This window comes from Klebsiella sp. 10-1 (genome assembly GCF_009758445.1).
In the GTDB taxonomy this organism is placed as follows: Bacteria; Pseudomonadota; Gammaproteobacteria; order Enterobacterales; family Enterobacteriaceae; genus Klebsiella; species Klebsiella scottii.
Map to the genome: position 1 here is coordinate 1432357 of NZ_WQRE01000001.1, position 16988 is coordinate 1449344.

At 57.4% G+C, this 16988-nt stretch carries 14 protein-coding genes; 6 read left to right on the top strand and 8 right to left on the bottom strand.

Going from position 1 to position 16988, the window contains the following annotated elements:
* Window positions 1-224: 224 nt before the first annotated feature.
* The 4 genes from GO007_RS06845 to GO007_RS06860 all read right to left on the bottom strand — a co-directional run bounded on the left by GO007_RS06845 (window position 225) and on the right by GO007_RS06860 (window position 6030).
* A complete protein-coding gene (locus GO007_RS06845; RefSeq protein WP_095097214.1) occupies window positions 225-1784 on the bottom strand; it encodes a carbohydrate porin in 1560 nt (519 codons plus the stop codon).
* Window positions 1785-1916: 132 nt separating this feature from the next.
* The gene (locus tag GO007_RS06850; RefSeq protein ID WP_095097217.1) at window positions 1917-3314 is read right to left on the bottom strand and encodes a PTS transporter subunit EIIC; all 1398 of its coding nucleotides are present in this window, start codon (window positions 3312-3314) and stop codon (window positions 1917-1919) included.
* Complete coding sequence (locus GO007_RS06855) at window positions 3301-4986, bottom strand: alpha-glucosidase (protein ID WP_095097220.1); 1686 nt, start codon at window positions 4984-4986, stop codon at window positions 3301-3303. The genes GO007_RS06850 and GO007_RS06855 overlap by 14 nt, the downstream gene beginning before the upstream one ends.
* A 45-nt stretch (window positions 4987-5031) precedes the next feature.
* Window positions 5032-6030 (bottom strand): LacI family DNA-binding transcriptional regulator, encoded by a 999-nt coding sequence (locus GO007_RS06860; protein WP_095097223.1) that lies wholly within the window; start codon window positions 6028-6030, stop codon window positions 5032-5034.
* A gap of 299 nt (window positions 6031-6329) precedes the next feature.
* On the opposite strand from GO007_RS06860, the gene GO007_RS06865 reads away from it, so the two are divergent.
* A complete protein-coding gene (locus GO007_RS06865; protein WP_041145253.1) occupies window positions 6330-6596 on the top strand; it encodes a putative hemolysin in 267 nt (88 codons plus the stop codon).
* A 74-nt stretch (window positions 6597-6670) separates the two neighbouring features.
* Here GO007_RS06865 and hslJ read toward each other — a convergent pair whose 3' ends face one another.
* The 3 genes from hslJ to GO007_RS06880 all read right to left on the bottom strand — a co-directional run bounded on the left by hslJ (window position 6671) and on the right by GO007_RS06880 (window position 8853).
* Window positions 6671-7093: a heat shock protein HslJ gene (gene hslJ, locus GO007_RS06870; protein WP_095097226.1), complete on the bottom strand. Its 423-nt coding sequence runs from the start codon at window positions 7091-7093 to the stop codon at window positions 6671-6673.
* Between the two features lie 122 nt (window positions 7094-7215).
* A complete protein-coding gene (locus GO007_RS06875; RefSeq protein WP_095097230.1) occupies window positions 7216-8205 on the bottom strand; it encodes a 2-hydroxyacid dehydrogenase in 990 nt (329 codons plus the stop codon).
* Between the two features lie 147 nt (window positions 8206-8352).
* A complete protein-coding gene (locus GO007_RS06880) occupies window positions 8353-8853 on the bottom strand; it encodes a DedA family protein (RefSeq protein ID WP_095097233.1) in 501 nt (166 codons plus the stop codon).
* A 214-nt stretch (window positions 8854-9067) separates the two neighbouring features.
* On the opposite strand from GO007_RS06880, the gene GO007_RS06885 reads away from it, so the two are divergent.
* The 3 genes from GO007_RS06885 to GO007_RS06895 are packed head-to-tail and all read left to right on the top strand — an operon-like array spanning window position 9068 to window position 12244.
* Complete coding sequence (locus GO007_RS06885; RefSeq protein ID WP_095097236.1) at window positions 9068-11728, top strand: YdbH family protein; 2661 nt, start codon at window positions 9068-9070, stop codon at window positions 11726-11728.
* Window positions 11729-11742: 14 nt separating this feature from the next.
* Window positions 11743-11913, top strand: coding sequence for a YnbE family lipoprotein (locus GO007_RS06890; RefSeq protein WP_370525527.1), 171 nt, complete (start codon window positions 11743-11745; stop codon window positions 11911-11913).
* A 7-nt stretch (window positions 11914-11920) separates the two neighbouring features.
* Window positions 11921-12244 carry a YdbL family probable chaperone protein gene (locus GO007_RS06895; protein ID WP_095097242.1) on the top strand — a complete coding sequence of 108 codons (324 nt, stop codon included), beginning with the start codon at window positions 11921-11923 and terminating at the stop codon, window positions 12242-12244.
* On the opposite strand, the gene feaR is transcribed toward GO007_RS06895, so the two are convergent.
* Window positions 12245-13153 carry a transcriptional regulator FeaR gene (feaR, locus tag GO007_RS06900; protein WP_095097245.1) on the bottom strand — a complete coding sequence of 303 codons (909 nt, stop codon included), beginning with the start codon at window positions 13151-13153 and terminating at the stop codon, window positions 12245-12247. It abuts the gene before it with no gap.
* A gap of 234 nt (window positions 13154-13387) precedes the next feature.
* Here feaR and GO007_RS06905 point away from each other — a divergent pair, with 234 nt between their 5' ends.
* Together GO007_RS06905 and GO007_RS06910 are read left to right on the top strand one after the other, a co-directional pair.
* Window positions 13388-14887, top strand: coding sequence for an aldehyde dehydrogenase family protein (locus GO007_RS06905; protein ID WP_095097248.1), 1500 nt, complete (start codon window positions 13388-13390; stop codon window positions 14885-14887).
* A gap of 468 nt (window positions 14888-15355) precedes the next feature.
* Window positions 15356-16885: a DUF2235 domain-containing protein gene (locus GO007_RS06910; protein ID WP_095097251.1), complete on the top strand. Its 1530-nt coding sequence runs from the start codon at window positions 15356-15358 to the stop codon at window positions 16883-16885.
* Window positions 16886-16988: the final 103 nt, after the last annotated feature.

The following is a 16988-nucleotide window of genomic DNA, read 5'->3' on the forward strand; positions in this document are numbered from 1 at the left end:
AAAGAAGGGACCCGCAAAACGGCGGCGGATCCTGTAATTATAAGTAGTGAGTATAGGGGCTTTCGGTATGCCCTTGAAGTTGTGCGTCTTTCGAGTGCACAAATTGATCCATAAAACTCCCCCCGCCGGCGGGCGGAGAGAGTCGCTGTTACAGCAGGTATCTTCCTGATTACTATGCCCTTAGCATCAATATACCGGGCGAGCTGGCGCCGTCAGCGTGGCGGTTAAAACCAGGTCTCAAGCTGGGCGCCAAATATCAGCGTGCCTCCGCTGTGGTAGCCTGCGCTGCCAAAGGTGTCGGTGGTGGAATAGTTATCCAGCGCTTTGTCCCAGTTCATCCAGGTGGCGAAGAAGCGAATTTCCGGGCGCTCGAAAAAGTCGGTCACGTTGTGCATTTTAAACGTTGGAGCAAAGGTCAGCTTGTAGTAGCTGCCGCGGGCGGGCTGATTGCCGTTAAAGCCTCTCGGGTCGATATCCATATACTGATAGCTGGCCTCGTACTGCAGGGCAAAGTTCTGATTGAGCTCCTGGATAACCCTTGCGTTGAGGGTTACCCAGTCGTAGCGATCGCCATCCAGATAGCGGTTATTGCTGCTTTGGGCGACGATGAGCGGCGCCAGGCTAAACCGCTCGGTCAGAGAGGTGATGCCATAGGAGGCGAATTTGACGGTCCAGGCATTATCGATCAGATAGCCGTCCGACCCCGGGCCGCGCACTTCCGCCCCCAGCGACTGACCATACAGCAGCGCCGTTTTGGACAACCCGGGCCGCAGGCCGTAGAAACTGTCGCCATGATACGCCAGCATGGTGTTGAAGCCCTGGGACGCCGCCTTATCCGTCGCCAGCCCGTCATTAATACGCTTATCGTTATCCTTAGAGTAGAGGCCGTTTACCATCCACTGCCACGGGCCTAATCTATTATTGAGCGACAAGGTATAGTTCTGAATATAGGTATTGGCGGCCCCGGTCATGTTGTTATATTCAACGTTGTCCATAGCATCGATATCATTGAAGTTGCGGCCGTAAATCGCCAGGTTGGTTTTTACCTCGCCGGCAAAGTTAACGTCATAAATACCGGCCCCGGTGCCGATCAGATTCATCATGTCGGAGTCGAGCCAGTGAATATCGAAGTTATCCCGATCCTCTCGTTTGCCGGCCCACAGGGTTGCGTGCTTAAACGCCCCGGAAAAGACGGGGAGGTCGCTCATTTCGGCAAATGCCTGGCGCAGGTTCATCTGGCCATTAAAGGCGCTGTCGGTATTATAGGTTTTATCCCATTCGGCAATTTTCATGTAATAACGCAGCTTAGCGTTATTATCATAGCGACGCAGATAGTTAATATCTGCGGTAACGTAGGTGTCTGACTCATTGCCAAGACGGCCAACGCTGCCGCCGGTGCTTCCGGCGGGCGTCAGGGAAGGGCCGACGGTGCTGGTGGCCCCTTGCTTTCCGGTCAGGATCCCGGTGCGTGCATAGCCGCCGATTTTAATTTCAGCCGCGTCATGATCAACCGGCTGATTTTTTATTGACGCAATATCGCGATCCGTTTTTTGTTCAACGGCCAGCAGCCGCTGCCGGGCCTGGGCGGCATTATTCTCGGCGGCGGCGGCTCTCTTTTCCGCATTATCAATTTTTTTTTCGGCGTAGCGTAACTCTATTTTTGACTGTTTTAATTCAGCCTCAAGTTTTTCCAGCCGGGCATTGATGTCATGCAGTGTAATATCGGCGGCGTGCGCGGATACCGGCAGCGCCAGCGCGCAAAGCGTAAGGGTATAAACTTTCATTATTAATCCCTGTGCAGAGAATTCCCGGACTGCGGGCATAGGGAAGCCTGCAGCACGGGAGAGTGTGCCAGCAAAATTATGTCGGTGCGGTTAAGCTGTCAGGTTGCGGTGCTGATGGTTAATTGATGGTTATCATTTTTTGCCTACGGTTTTATTGGTATTGACAAAAAGGGTCGCGGCAATAAAGGCAAAAATAAATACCGCGATGCCGACGGTGATATAGCTAATAAACTGATAGCGGTCGTAGAGGTACATCAGCGGGGAGAGCAGGACCGCCAGGCCGTAGGAGTTGGCCTTGATCGCCAGAAGCGAGAGCACCATCCCGCCCAATGCTGAGCTGGTGAGCATCACGGCAATGGCCCGTATTCCCGACTGCATCACAATCCCGAACAGGGCCGGCTCTGAGACTCCCAGCAGCTGCGTTATAGTGGCGGAGATGCCGGCGGTCTTAAAGGCCACGTTCTTTGATTTCAGCGAAATAGCCAGACATACGGCGGCATTGGCAAAACCGTACATGGCGCAGACCGTAATCAGCGGATTAAAGCCGGTGCCGGCAATCAGCGACGTTTCAATCATGATGAACATATGGTGCATCCCGGTCATCACGGCGATGGGATAAATAAAGCCAATCAACAGACCGCCGATCCCTGCCGGCAGGGCGAGGAACTGCCCAATGGCCATTACCGCATAATGTTCGAATCCGTGCACCAGCGGGCCTAATACCAGCAGGGCAATGGCGATCGCGATCAGAATGACGATAAAAGGAGTGAAAATAAGATCCATCGAGTTCGGCATCACTCTGCGGAAATAGATCTCAAGCTTCGCGCCGATAATACCGGTAATGAGCGCGGTGAGTATCGAACCCTGATAGCCGACCAGCGGAATAAAGCTAAATATATATATCGGAGCGGCGTTGCCATATGCCACATCGTAAGCGTTGGGCAGCGCCGGCGAGACCAGCATAAGGCCAATTAAAAAGCCGATAATCGGCGTACCGCCAAACTTTTTAAACGCCGACCAGCAGATAAACGCCGCGAGGAAGGCAAAGGCGGTATCGCAAAGGACGGTAGTCAGCGTCTGCAGATAAACCGGGATATCCTGCACGTTGCTGCCAAACCAGCCCAGTACCGTATCGTTAAAGATCACTCCCTTCAGACCGAGAAACAGGCCGGTGGCGCCGAGTACCGGAACGATCGGCACGAACACGTCAGAGAGGTTTCTGATGCCCCGCTGCAGCCTGCCCGTATTCTGCCGGCTCATCTCATCTTTACTGACCTCGGCCACCTGGAACTCGTCAACAAACGCCTGGTAGACTTTGTTGACGATGCCGGTGCCGAGAATGATCTGATACTGACCTGAATTATAAAATACGCCTTTCACTTCACTAATATGGCGAATTTTTTCGTCATCAATGGATTCGCGATCTTTCACCTGTAAACGCAAACGCGTTGCGCAATGGGTGGCCGAAGCGATGTTATCCTTGCCAATAGTATTAACAATATCAACAGCGATATTTTTATATTTGTTCATTTTTAACGCATCCCTTAATGAGAATGGTCTGGTAGGGTTTCAGGGTGGAAGTCACGTTGGTGTAATTACTGAGCACTATTTCCCCGTCAGGCAGGGTAAACGGCTGCTCTTTGGCGCTGAGGTTGGTGATGGAGATAAGGCGCTCGGTGGCCGAGCTTCTTGCATAGGCGATAACGCTATCGGCAACCTCTTCCAGGGGCGTGAATGCGCCGTAAATCAGCGACCCGGGAAATTCGACATTTCTCAGGGCAATCATCTTCTTGTAGAAAGAGAATACCGAGTCGGGTCGCGCAAGCTGGCTTTGCGCGTTCAGTGACGATTCCTCAGATGACAGCGCCAGCCATGGCGTGGCGCCGTTATTAAATCCGGCATTGACCCCGTCGGACCACGGGAACGGCGTACGCGAATTATCTCTTGAGCGGCGGTTAATAAAATCCATAGCCTCTTCGGCGCTGAAGCCTTCCGCCAGTGAACGGTAATAGTTATCGTGGCTTGAGATATCATTAAATTCGCTGATTTCACTGCGGCAGAAGTTCTTCATCCCCAGCTCCTGCCCCTGATAGATGAACGGCGTGCCGTGCATAAAGAAGTACATGGCCGCCAGGGCCTTGGCGCCGGTCTCGTTCTGATAGTCAGCGTCGCGAACCAGTTTCGACAGGGCGCGAGGCTGGTCGTGATTCTCGATAAAAGTGGTGCCCCATCCCGCACGGGTGAACGCCAGCTGGCTGGCAAACATGGTTTCCCTAAACTCCTTGACGCTCCAGTCGCATTGCCTGAACCATTCTGAACCATTTTCAACGTCGATATCGGCGGCGTGGAAATCAAATATCATGTCGAAATAGCCTTCCGGCCCGATAAAGCGCTCATATTCTTCCAGCGGTACACCAGGGGCTTCACCGACGGTCACGCAATTGAATTTTTTAAAAGTCTTTTGCTTCAGTTCGTTGAGGAAAAGCTCGATGCCCGGTCGATTACGGGCCTTACTTTTAACGGAGGCCAGGCCGTCAATACCGTCTGGCGGCAGCGCGCCGAAGTCCTGATCCTTTTTGATAAAGGTAATAGCATCGATGCGGAACCCGGCGATCCCTTTAGCCAGCCACCAGTTAATCATCGCGTAGATTTCTTCGCGCAGCGCCGGGTTTTCCCAGTTCAGATCGGGCTGTTTTTTATGGAACACGTGGAGGTAGTAGGTCTCTTCGCCGGGCACTTTTTCCCACGCGCTGCCGCCAAAAATAGAACGCCAGTTGTTGGGGGCCGCGCCGTTAACCGCAGGTTTAAAAATATAGTAATCGCGATAGCGGGAATCCGGGTTCGCCAGCGCCTGGCGGAACCAGCGGTGCTCGTCGCTGGTATGATTGACCACCAGATCAATCATCACTTTTATTCCCATTTCTCCGGCCCGAGCAATCAGCTCTTTCACGTCCTGCATATTGCCAAAATCAGTGTTAACCGCGAAATAATCGGCGATGTCGTAGCCGTTATCCGCCATCGGCGATTGATAAAACGGCGATACCCAAATGAGGGTAATTCCCAGGGTTTTGAGGTAGGGGAGTTTCGCAATGATGCCGCGAATATCGCCAGTCCCGTCGTTGTTGCTGTCATAAAAACTCTTTGGGTAAATCTGATAGACGACGGATTCCTTCCACCATGCGGGCTGCTGGGGTGTATTCATCACTTCTCCTTGATATGAAATCGATACCATACTGATGTAAAAAAATTAAGCGGACGCTCTGATAATCAGTTCAGACTGCAAATCCTGCTTGTCGTACTGATAGCGGGTGCCGGCGATGAGTGCGAGCAGGCGTTCAACGGAAATTCTGCCCAGTTGCTCAATCGGCTGGCTGACGGTGGTGAGAGGGACGTTGATCATCTCCGCCACCGGCAAATTATCGAAGCCCACAACCGCAAGATCCGCCGGAACGTTAACGCCGCCGGCGGTGAGGCCGGCAATCAGGCCGCAGGCGACCTCATCGCTGCCGGCGAAAATCGCGTCGGGGCGCGCGCTGGCCTTCATCTGCAACATTTTGGCGGCGAGACCTTGTCCGTCTTTATAGGTATGCATCTGGCGGAAGATTAGCTCGGGATCGACATCCAGCTTCCCGGCCTGCATGGCGTCGATAAAACCCTGGTTTCTTCGGCTGCCGTGGCCTTTCTGTCCGAAGGTGCCCCCGGTTGAGTAGGCGATATTTTTATAGCCCTTGTTGATTAAATAGGTCACGGCGTTATAGGTCGCGCGGCGATCGTCAACCTTAACAACCGGCAGGCTGGTGGCCTCGAGGCTGGTATTACACAGCAGGATCGGGCCATATTGCTGGTATTTCTCCAGCACGTTCTTATTGCTCTCAACTGCGCACAAAATCAGGCCATCAATGATTTTTTTCTTCAGCAGGTCGAGGCAGTTCTTCTCCTCCCCGGCGCTGTCGTGGTTTTGCACGATCAGCACCGAATAGCCATTTTTACGCGCGGTGACTTCCAGCGCATCGACCAGGCTTGCGAAGAAGGGGTTGGTAATGCGGGAGATAAGCACCCCAATGCGGTGCGTTTTCACGCCGCGCATCTGTTGGGCAACGGTACTTGGCTCGTAATCAAGCGCCTTCATCGCCGCCAGGATCTTCTCTTTTTTATCATCAGATATATAGGGATGATTATTCAGGAAGCGGGAGACTGTGGTGACGGATAGCCCGGCTTTTTCTGCTACGTCTTTTATGGTTGCCATAGAATTCTTATGAAATCGATATCATAGTTCGGTAAGCTATTTTCAGCCGTCGGTTAAGTCAACTGCCATGTTTTAAAATATGATCGAACTCACAACAATTTATCTGCCGGGAGCGGCTGCGGTTATTGGGGGGCAGGGAGAGAGAGGCCACCAGGCTGACGATCGGCGAACCGCCGGGAAATTTGCTAGAAAATGTTAATGTGGCGCATAAATACCTGTTTCACCTCTCGACGTCGGGCGCCGGGCTGCCTATTATTCTTGGGTTTGTTTATTTTAAGATGTTTCCGAGGGGAGAGACGATGCGAGCTGCGTTTTTAGTTGGATGTGCCGCGTTATTACTGTCGGCCTGCAGTAGTGAACCTGTTCAGCAGGCGACAGCGGCCCACGTATCACCGGGCATGCGTGCTGCGATGAGCAGTACCGGGCAGGCAAACTGCGCGATGATTGGCGGCTCGCTGTCGGTGGCGCGTCAGCTGGACGGCTCGGCGATAGGGATGTGCGCGCTGCCTAACGGCAAGCGCTGCAGCGAGCAGGCGCTGGCCGGCGGCAGCTGCGGTAACTACTAAGCATCAGCCCCATACGGACGTCCTCTGCGGGCATCGTGCCCGCAGCGCCGACGCGCGCCAGCCGGCCCGTAGAATTAGTGAACCAGATCGGCGAGCTTATACACTAACGTCCGATCGGCGGTCGCCAGCGTCAGCTGATTTTCGGTGAGATCGACCTGTGCCCCGTCGCGCAGCATTTTGCCGAGCGTGGCGTCCAGCTCGTTAAGCTGCGGATCGGCGCACAGCATCCGGGTCATCGCCAGCTCTTTGACCTTCAGCTCGCCATCCGATACCTTGCCTTCGCCGCTAAAGCGGTTGCACATATTGCCTGAGACGAACGTCTTCTCGCCAAAGCTCAGCTCCAGCGGCTTCGTGCCGTCCTTAAGCGGCTGACCGTCGACGCTGGTCAGGATAAATCGATGATGCTGAAGCTGCTCCGCGCTGGTGGACACCTTGCTGTTATATACGCAGCCGGAAAGCAGCATTCCTGCCGCCAGCAGTGCAGCAAACTTATTCATTTTTTCTCCAGAAATATTTCACATCTTTAAGGTAGGCAGAGTGTAACTGTACTGCAGGCAAATTCTGTGGGGCTTATCTGAATGTGCCCCCCACCGGGGGAGGGCACAAAAGGAGAAGGAAATCAGACCAGCGCGTTGGCGCAGGTTTCACCGGCGTCAACCTGACGCAGGTTATCGAGGGTGGTTTGCGAAATACTGATTAACGCCTCGGCGGTGAGGAACGCCTGATGTCCGGTGAACAGCACGTTATGGCAGGCCGAGAGGCGGCGGAACACGTCATCCTGAATCACGTCATTGGATTTATCTTCGAAGAACAGATCGCGCTCGTTCTCATAGACGTCCATCCCCAGCGCGCCGATTTTCTGATGCTTCAGGGCGTCGATGGCCGCCTGCGAATCAATCAACGCGCCGCGGCTGGTGTTGATGATCATCACGCCATCCTTCATCCGATCGAATGCCGCATGGTTCAGCAGATGATAGTTCTCATCGGTCAGCGGGCAGTGCAAAGAGATCACGTCCGACTGCGCGTACAGCGTCTGCAGATCAACGTACTCGACGCCGAGATCCAGCGCGGCGGCGCTTGGGTATGGATCGAACGCCAGCAGGCGCATGCCAAATCCTTTCAGGATCCGCAGGGCCGCCACGCCGATTTTCCCGGTACCGATCACGCCAGCGGTTTTACCGTACATGGTGAAGCCGGTTAAGCCTTCGAGGGAGAAGTTGGCATCGCGGGTACGCTGATAGGCGCGGTGAATGCGGCGGTTCAGCGACATCATCATGCCGATGGCGTGCTCGGCGACCGCTTCCGGCGAATAGGCCGGCACGCGCACCACCCGCAGGCCCAGCTCTTTGGCCGCATCCAGATCGACGTTATTAAAGCCGGCGCAGCGCAGGGCGATGTACTTCACGCCGTGCGACTTCAGCTCTTCCAGCACCGGGCGGCTGCCGTCATCGTTAACGAAAATGCACACCGCCTCGCAGCCGTTGGCCGTTTTCGCGGTTTTTTCGGTTAACAGGAAATCGAAGAACTCGAGTTCAAAGCCATATGTATCATTAACATGCTGAAGGTACTTTTTATCGTACTGCTTTGTACTATACACAGCGATTTTCATAAGACTTTTCTCCAGTGATTATACCGTCACGGTAGCATATTTAAAATAATCGTACAATTCTTAAAAATTAGTTTAAATAACAGGTTATAATCATAATTCTAGAGTATATCTCTGCGCCGAGGTATCGCTTTAAAACATAATGCGTTTTTACCCCAGGCTGAAGCTAAAGGCGCCGGGCGCCAGCAGGATCAGCGGCCACAGCAGGCCGGAGCTGACGTTGGCGAGCTGAAAGCGCCAGAAAGAGGTGCCGCTGGCCCCGCTGGCGAGCGGAAGGGTGGCGCGCAGTGGAGAAAGGAAGCGGCTGAAAAATACCGCCCAGGCCCCGTGGCGGCGCAAAAACAGCTGGCTGCGGGCGAGGCGCTCGGCGCTAAGCCAGCGCAGGCGGTGGAGATGGTGCCGGTAGCGGCGTCCTGCCAGCCAGGAGAGCCAGAATCCGCCGATTGCCCCGAGCCCGGCGCTGAGCCACATTAGCAAAAAATGCCCGAGGCTGGCGGACGCGAGGGTGCCGAGCAGCAGCAGGCCGGACGTGCCGGGCACCAGCAGCGAGACGATGGCGCAGGATTTAATAAACGTCAGCAGGAACACCAGCAGCAGTAGCAGCGCATAGTGGCTCTGTGCCGACTCAATCAGCGAGTAGATAAACGCCACGCTCCCCCTCCGGCCTGCTCTGATGACGAACAGCCAGTGTGACAGGGACTGGCTAAATGAAGGCTAAATCAGCGGCGGGTCAAAAATCGTCGCGACGATGGCGGCGCAGCGGCTATTCTTAGGCAGGACGCAAACTTTAACTCACTGGTCGAACGTGCCACAATAAGCGCTACATTCGGCATATACTATTGTTGATTCAGGATATTAAGCGCCCATGAAGGGTAAATATAAAGCCGCTATCGCGCTGGTGTTAGCACTCCTTTTGCTCCCGTTGGCGCTATTGTCTACGCTGACCCACTGGGTGCCGACGCTGGCCGGGATCTGGCTCCCGGCGGGGACCCGGATCTCGCTTACCGACAGCCCGCGCCTGACGCGCACCGCGCTGCGTATCCCCGATTTACGTTACATGGTTGGCGACTGCGAGCTGGCAAGAGTCACCAATGCCGAACTTTCCCACCCTAGCCGCTGGCGCCTGCATCTCGATGAACTGGATATCAACAGCGTCTGCCTGAGCAAGCTCCCGGAGAGTGAACCCGCGCCCGGCGCACCGCGTACCCTGGCGGAATGGCAGTCCATGCTGCCCTATAGCTGGCTGACCATTGAGAACCTGCGCCTGTCGCCGTGGGAAAAATGGCAGGGGCGGCTGGTGATGTCGCTGACGCCGACGCAGCAGGATATCGGCTACAGCGGGCCGGAGGTCAGCGTGCAGGCCCGCCTGCGCGGTCAGGCGCTGACCGTCAGCGACTTCTCCGCGCGGCTGGTTGAAGGCCAGGCTCCGGTCAGGCTGGTCGGCGAGTTCCATATGCCGCTGGTGCCGGACGGTTTCCCGGTTGACGGCTATCTGCTGAGCACCTTTGAATTTCCGCAGGAGCCGGGGCTGGTTGACGCCGAGCTGGAGTGGCAGAAAAACCGCGGGCAGCTGCTGGTGACGCCGCGGGGTGAGGTGCAGCCGATGCTCGACCTGCCGTGGGAAATTACCCCCGAACGCATTGCGATTAGCGATGGTCGCTGGAGCACCGAATATGCCGGCTATCCGCTGAGCGGCCGCGTGGCGCTGGCGGTCGACGACTGGCAGCAGGGAACCGAGAATATGCAGGTCAGCGGGCGCCTGAACGTGCTGACCCAAGGGGAGGCCGGGAAGGGCAACGCGGTTCTGAACGTGGGCCCCGGCAAGCTGAGCATGGATAGCAGCGATATGCCGCTGCGGCTGACCGGCGAGGCGAAGCTCGGGGATCTTATCGTTTACGCCGCGCTGCCGGCCAGGCTGAGCGGCCCGCTCACCGCGCCGGAGCTGACTTTCCACCCCGGCGCGCTGCTGCGTTCGCGCGGGCGGGTGATTGACTCACTGAATATTGATGAAATACGCCTGCCGCTGGCGGGGGTACAGGTTACCCGGCAGGGCGTGGACGGCCGGCTGCAGGCTATTCTGCGCGCTCACGAGCAGGAGATGGGCGACTTCACGCTGCATCTTGACGGCAAGGCCGACAATTTTATGCCCGACCGCGGCCGCTGGCAGTGGCGCTACTGGGGCGACGGCCACTTCACGCCGATGCAGGCGCGTTGGGACGTGAAGGGCGCGGGAGAGTGGGTGGACAGCGCCATCGTCCTGAACAGCCTGTCCACCGGATTTGATAAGCTGCAGTACGGCACTATGTTGGTCAGCTCCCCTCGGCTGACCCTGGAACAGCCGATTCGCTGGCTGCGCGACGAACAGCATCCGAAGCTGACCGGCGCACTGTCGCTGGATGCCGGCAAAACCAGCTTTAGCAGCGGCAGCGAACTGCCGCCCTCGACGCTGAAATTTAGCCTCAACGGGCGCGACCCGACCTGGTTCCAGTTTAACGGTTCGCTGCACGCCGATAAAATCGGCCCCGTGCGGCTGGCCGGCCGCTGGGACGGCGAGCGTCTGCGCGGCCAGGCGTGGTGGCCGAAGCAGTCGCTGACCGTCTTCCAGCCGCTGCTGCCGCCGGAGTGGAAAATGAACCTGCGCGAAGGGTCGCTGTACGCCCAGGTGGCCTTCTCTGCCGCCGCCGATCAGGGCTTTGAGGCCGGCGGGCACGGGGTACTGAAAGGCGGTAGCGCCTGGATGCCGGATAATCAGATCAACGGCGTCGATTTCGTGCTGCCGTTTCGCTTCAGACAGGGGACCTGGCAGCTCGGCACCCGGCGGCCGGTTTCGCTGCGCATCGGCGAGATAATCAACCAGGTGACGGCGCGTAATCTCTCCGCCGACCTGCAGGGCTCATACCCCTGGAGCGAAAGCAACCCGCTACAGCTAAGTAACGTCAGCGTCGATATTCTCGGCGGCCAACTGACCATGCAGCAGCTGCGCATGCCGCAGCGCGATCCGGCGCTGCTGCGCCTGCGGCACATCTCCAGCAGCGAGCTGGTGAGCGCGGTGAATACCAAACAGTTCGCCATGTCCGGGGCCTTTAACGGCGCGCTGCCGCTGTGGCTGGATAATGACAAATGGATAATCAAGGACGGCTGGTTGAGCAACCCCGGCCCGATGACCCTGCGGCTCGACCAGGATATGGCCGATGCGATGGTTAAAGACAATATTTCGGCGGGCGCGGCGATTAACTGGCTGCGCTATATGGAGATCGCCCGCTCGTGGACGCGCATTAATCTCGATAATCTGGGCGTCCTGACGCTGCAGGCGACGATTAGCGGCACCAGCCGCGTCGGGGAGAGAAGTAATACGGTGCATCTCAACTACTCTCATGAAGAGAACATTTTTGACCTGTGGCGCAGCCTGCGCTTCGGCGACAACCTGCAGGCATGGCTTGAACAGAATGCGGCGCTTCCCGCTCAGCGCTGTAAGGATAAGCAACACTGTACGCCTGTTGGGACAGGCTCTAAGGAACAACGATGATAAAATTGCTAACGATGCTGCTGGCAACGACGGTACTGCTGACGGGCTGTACGCCGCGGATTGAGATTGCGGCATCGAAGGAGCCGATCACCATCAATATGAATGTCAAAATTGAACATGAGATTCATATTAAAGTGGATAAGGACGTTGAGGATCTGCTCAAGTCGCGTAGCGATCTATTCTGAGGTGGCGATGAGAAAACGACTGTTGACGACCGCCCTGGCGCTGGCGCTCTTTAGCACCTCGGCGATGGCCCTGACGCTCGGCGAGGCGCGGGAGCAGGGACGGGTTGGCGAAACGCTCAGCGGCTATCTTGCCCCGCTGCGCCAGGATCGGGAAACTCTGGATCTGGTGAAGCAGATCAACGCCGCGCGTAGCGAAGGCTATCAGCGGCTGGCGGATGATAACAACCTGCCGGTGGATGAGGTGGCGAAAATGGCCGGCCAGAAGCTGGTTACGCGGGCGCAGTCGGGTGAATACGTGCAGGGCCTGAACGGTAAATGGCTGCGTAAATAATCAGCGGCAGCGTTTGCGGTACTCTCCCGGCGAAACGCCGAAGCGCTGCTTAAAGGCGGTCGAGAAGTGGCTATGGTCGCTAAATCCCCAGCGATAGCCGATCCCCGCCAGCTTTTCATCATCGTGGGCGTTGCTCAGCGCCCTGGCGCAAAGATCCAGACGCCGGTTCTTAATATACTGGGCCACCACCAGCCCCTTATCGGCGAACAGCCGGTAGAGGCTGCGCACCGACATCCCCGTTTCGCTGGCCAGCCACTCCGGGCGCAGATGCTCCGCCTGAATCGACTCATCAATCAAAGCCATAATTTTCTGAAACTGCTTCTCCCGACGCGACGGCTGCCCATCGTGATGGTGCAGCATCGGGCGCAGCAGGCAGACGATGGCCTCCAGCGCGGCCTCGCTCTCGCTCTGCGAAAGCGCCGGGCTGCTCATGCTTTCGTGCAGCAGGCGCTGGCTTAGCTGCACCATCGGCAGGGATTTCTCCAGCCGGGTGACGACGCGGATTTCGCTCCCGCGCAGCTGCTGCTCCAGCAGCTGGCGGGGCAGCAGCAGCGACGCCTGGCGCGAGGTTTGCTGCCAGAAGATAGAGCAGGGGCGGGAGGCATCGATCAGCGTGATATCGCCCGCTTCCAGCACCACCTGACGATCGTCCTGCTCAATGGCCGCCTGGCCGGAGAGCTGGAACACGGTATAAAACCAGGCATCGTTATCGCGCTTGATTTCGTTGCGGGTGCGGTACAGATTGACGCCGCGCGCGGTGACGGTGCTGACCTTGAGATTGCCGGCATAGCTGGCATCTATCTCCCCGTGAAAGTCGCTGTCCAGGGGACGCGCGGCAAAATGTCCGCAGACCTGATTGATTTTCGCCAACCAGTGCTGGTAGTCCTGTCCGTTATCTGCCGCCGCCATAGCTCGTCTCTTGTAATAATAATGTTTTCGCATTGTTGCATTTACGCTGTGCCAAACAAGAGCGAAGCGCGGAGTATATGAAAGAACTATTACCTGAGGCACATTTTTGCCCGCGCAATATGCCTAATTGCGGCGGCTGTCACAGCGGCAAAAACGAATGTCACAGAGAAAAAAGCGTGCAGCCTGAGCGCGTCGTAGACTGAATTCACGATCCGTAAGGAATAAGGAAGCGATATGTCCACAGCACAGGTAGCGCTGCTTGCCAGCGTACAGCAGTTTTTAGACCGGCAGCATGGCGTGTATATCGACGGCAGCCAGCAGGCGGCGCAGAGCGATAAGCGGCTGACCGTCTGGAATCCGGCGACCGGAGAGGCCATCGCCAGCACGGCGGATGCCGGCGCCGCGGACGTCGATCGCGCCGTGATGTCGGCGTGGCGCGCGTTTGTCTCCCGCAGCTGGGCCGGACGTACCCCGGCCGATCGTGAACGTATTTTGCTGCGCTTTGCCGACTTGGTGGAGCAGCACGGCGAGGAGCTGGCGCAGCTGGAGACGCTGGAACAGGGCAAATCGATTAACATCTCCCGCGCCTTTGAAGTCGGCTGCACGCTGAACTGGATGCGCTATACCGCCGGGCTGACCACCAAGATCAGCGGCCGCACGCTGGACGTGTCGATTCCGTTCCCGCAGGGCGCGCGCTACCAGGCGTGGACCCGCAAGGAGCCGGTCGGGGTGGTGGCGGGGATCGTGCCGTGGAACTTCCCGCTGATGATCGGCATGTGGAAGGTGATGCCGGCGCTGGCGGCAGGCTGCTCCATCGTGATTAAGCCCTCGGAAACGACGCCGTTGACCCTGCTGCGCGTGGCGGAACTGGCGAGCGAAGCCGGCGTGCCGGATGGCGTATTTAACGTGGTCACCGGCAGCGGGGCGGAGTGCGGCGCGGCGTTAACCTCGCATCCGCAGGTGGCAAAGGTGAGCTTTACCGGCTCGACGGCGACCGGCAAACAGATTGCCCGCGTGGCCGCCGACCGGCTGACCCGCGTAACGCTTGAGCTGGGCGGCAAAAACCCGGCCATTGTCCTGAAAGACGCCAATCCGGAGTGGGTGATTGAAGGGCTGATGACCGGCAGCTTCCTCAATCAGGGGCAGGTGTGCGCCGCCAGCTCGCGGATCTATATCGAAGCGCCGCTGTTCGATACCCTGGTGAGCGGCTTTGAGCAGGCGGTGAAGTCGCTACAGGTCGGTCCGGGAATGCTGGAGTCAACCCACATTAACCCGGTGGTCTCCCGGGCGCACTGCGACAAAGTCGCCGCCTATCTCGATCAGGCGCGGCAGCACAATGCGGAGCTAATTACCGGCAACAGCGGGCCGGACGGCAAGGGCTACTACATTGCGCCGACGCTGGTGATTAACCCCGATGCCGGGCTGCGGCTCAGCAGAGAGGAGGTCTTTGGCCCGGTAGTGAACCTGGTGCGCGTCGCCGATGGCGAAGAGGCGCTGCGTCTCGCCAACGACAGCGACTTTGGCCTGACGGCCAGCGTCTGGACCGGCGATTTGAGCCAGGCGCTGAGCTACACCGAGCGCCTGCAGGCGGGCACGGTATGGGTCAACAGCCATACGCTTATCGACGCCAACCTGCCGTTTGGCGGCATGAAGCAGTCCGGCACCGGGCGCGACTTCGGCCCGGACTGGCTGGATGACTGGTGTGAAACGAAATCGGTCTGCGTGCGCTATTAGCCGCTGAGCCCGGCGCCTGCAATCCGGCTACCGGCGCGGATTACAGGCGCGGTATCGCCCTAACGCCCATCTTTGCTCTCCGGCAATAGTGGCAATCACCGCTAATACCGTGAATAAAAGCAATAAAGAGCGTCGGCGCTTTTTTTCACTTTTTTATACCAGAAAATTATATTTTCCTCATATCCGGCGCAGGTTTTAAATATAGCCTCCAGCTTTTGCGGCTGGCTTAATGAATTTATTTTGCATAAATCGTTCACCACGACGGCCGGTGAGTTGCTGTCCTCATGACGATCCCCGTAATAACGTTGACTTGATTGGCGTGCCAGCCAAATGCTCCGTCGGCACCTGCTGCTAAACAACCCGGGAGTCGCCGGGCGTTTTTTAATTGTTCTCCTGAACCGATTACAGTCTGCTATTTTTAATTTGTTAAACCCACCCCTTCTAACACGGCCTGTCGATGAGGTTCATATGAACTTACTGGTCTTTTGTGACGGTACCTGGAATACGCCCCAGCAGCTTGATGACGGCAAACCCGCGCCGACGAACGTGGTCAAACTGCGCAACGCCGTGGCGGAAAATAGCGGCCAGCGCGTTTATTATCATCCCGGCGTTGGCACCGACGGCGGCATGGTCGATCGTTATATTGGCGGCGGCATAGGCGACGGTCTGGATAAAAATATTATTAGCGCCTATTACTGGCTGGCGACCAACTATCGACCCGGCGATAAAATATGGTTATTTGGCTTTAGCCGCGGGGCTTATACGGTAAGAAGCCTTGGAGGAATGATTTCACGCTGCGGTTTATTAAATGCCGGCGGAGCCGGAACCGGCGACGACAAAGTCTGGGAGGACATCAACGATCTGTTCAGCCTTTACCGACGGCCGGCGGCCAGCGCGCCGGCGGTGATTGCCAGCGTCGGGCGGCCTTTCTATGAGGTCGCCACGGGAAATCCCACCAAAGAGAGCGTGCCGATCTATTTTATTGGCGTCTGGGAAACGGTGGGCTCGCTGGGGATCCCTGACGATCTGGCCTTAGCCAACCTGCTGGACGACCCGAAAAAGTATGCGTTCCACGATACCTCCTTGAGCCCGATCGTCAAAAACGCCCGCCACGCGCTGGCGCTGGACGAGCAGCGGCAAAGCTTTATCCCGACGCTGTGGGATAACGTGGCGGCAAACCCGCGGGTGAAGCAGCGCTGGTTCGTCGGCGTGCACTCGGACGTTGGCGGCGGCTACGCGCAGTGCGGACTATCGGATATCCCTCTGCAGTGGATGATGTCCGAAGCGCGCGATCTCGGCCTTGAGCTGCACCCTGATATCGCTACCCAGCTCAGGCCCGACGCTCAGGGCCTGCTGCACGATTCGGTGACCGGGGTGTTTAAGCTGCTGCACACCTGCCCGCGCGGGGTGCCGCAGATTGTGGCAGGCAGCGCCGATATTGATGACAGCGTTGTGCGGCGTCAAAGCCAGCCTTCGCTGCTCCACGGAAGCTACCGGCGCCTCAGGGCGCTGACGTCCGGGCATCCGGTGACGCTTGACGTCTTTGCCCGTGAACGCTGGAACGAAACCGGAGTTTGGCTGGAGGCGGGCGTCGAGTACCGGTTCAGCGCTTCGGGAAAATGGATGGACAGCTCGATTCCCTGCGATGCCGACGGCACCGACGACGGGAAGTTTTATCCCGGCGAGGCGGCGCAGATCCTGGCTTCCGTAACCGATAAGCTGGAGATGCTGTGGAAAGGGGCGACGAAAAATCAGGACGTCGATTTTTGGCTGAGCAGACGCGTTGGCACGGCGCCGTGGTTCGCGTTAATTGGCGTGGTCGCCAATAGCGCCGCCGCCGCGCCTGCCGTTCCTCAGCAGCTGCATCAGATCTTTGTCATTGGCAGCGAATGTCGCTTTACGCCGGCCAGGAGCGGCTATTTATACGCCTGGGCCAACGACGCCTGGCAGATGTACGATAACAACCGCGGCAGCGTCTCCCTGACCATCAGCCGTTAAACCGGCCCCGGGCCGTGAATAATCGTTTTCTGCGGACCGGGACTTGCTGAAGGCGGTGATTTGTCGCTACTGTTTGTTTTCTCTTCTCGCCGTCAGGGCGGGA

Coding starts and splice junctions, on each gene's coding strand:
- GO007_RS06910 (WP_095097251.1), top strand. CDS start 15,356: ATGAACTTACTGGTCTTTTGTGACGGTACCTGGAATACGCCCCAGCAG.
- hslJ (WP_095097226.1), bottom strand. CDS start 7,093: ATGAATAAGTTTGCTGCACTGCTGGCGGCAGGAATGCTGCTTTCCGGC.
- GO007_RS06885 (WP_095097236.1), top strand. CDS start 9,068: ATGAAGGGTAAATATAAAGCCGCTATCGCGCTGGTGTTAGCACTCCTT.
- GO007_RS06905 (WP_095097248.1), top strand. CDS start 13,388: ATGTCCACAGCACAGGTAGCGCTGCTTGCCAGCGTACAGCAGTTTTTA.
- GO007_RS06875 (WP_095097230.1), bottom strand. CDS start 8,205: ATGAAAATCGCTGTGTATAGTACAAAGCAGTACGATAAAAAGTACCTT.
- feaR (WP_095097245.1), bottom strand. CDS start 13,153: ATGGCGGCGGCAGATAACGGACAGGACTACCAGCACTGGTTGGCGAAA.
- GO007_RS06855 (WP_095097220.1), bottom strand. CDS start 4,986: ATGAATACACCCCAGCAGCCCGCATGGTGGAAGGAATCCGTCGTCTAT.
- GO007_RS06850 (WP_095097217.1), bottom strand. CDS start 3,314: ATGAACAAATATAAAAATATCGCTGTTGATATTGTTAATACTATTGGC.
- GO007_RS06865 (WP_041145253.1), top strand. CDS start 6,330: ATGCGAGCTGCGTTTTTAGTTGGATGTGCCGCGTTATTACTGTCGGCC.
- GO007_RS06895 (WP_095097242.1), top strand. CDS start 11,921: ATGAGAAAACGACTGTTGACGACCGCCCTGGCGCTGGCGCTCTTTAGC.
- GO007_RS06845 (WP_095097214.1), bottom strand. CDS start 1,784: ATGAAAGTTTATACCCTTACGCTTTGCGCGCTGGCGCTGCCGGTATCC.
- GO007_RS06860 (WP_095097223.1), bottom strand. CDS start 6,030: ATGGCAACCATAAAAGACGTAGCAGAAAAAGCCGGGCTATCCGTCACC.
- GO007_RS06890 (WP_370525527.1), top strand. CDS start 11,743: ATGCTGCTGGCAACGACGGTACTGCTGACGGGCTGTACGCCGCGGATT.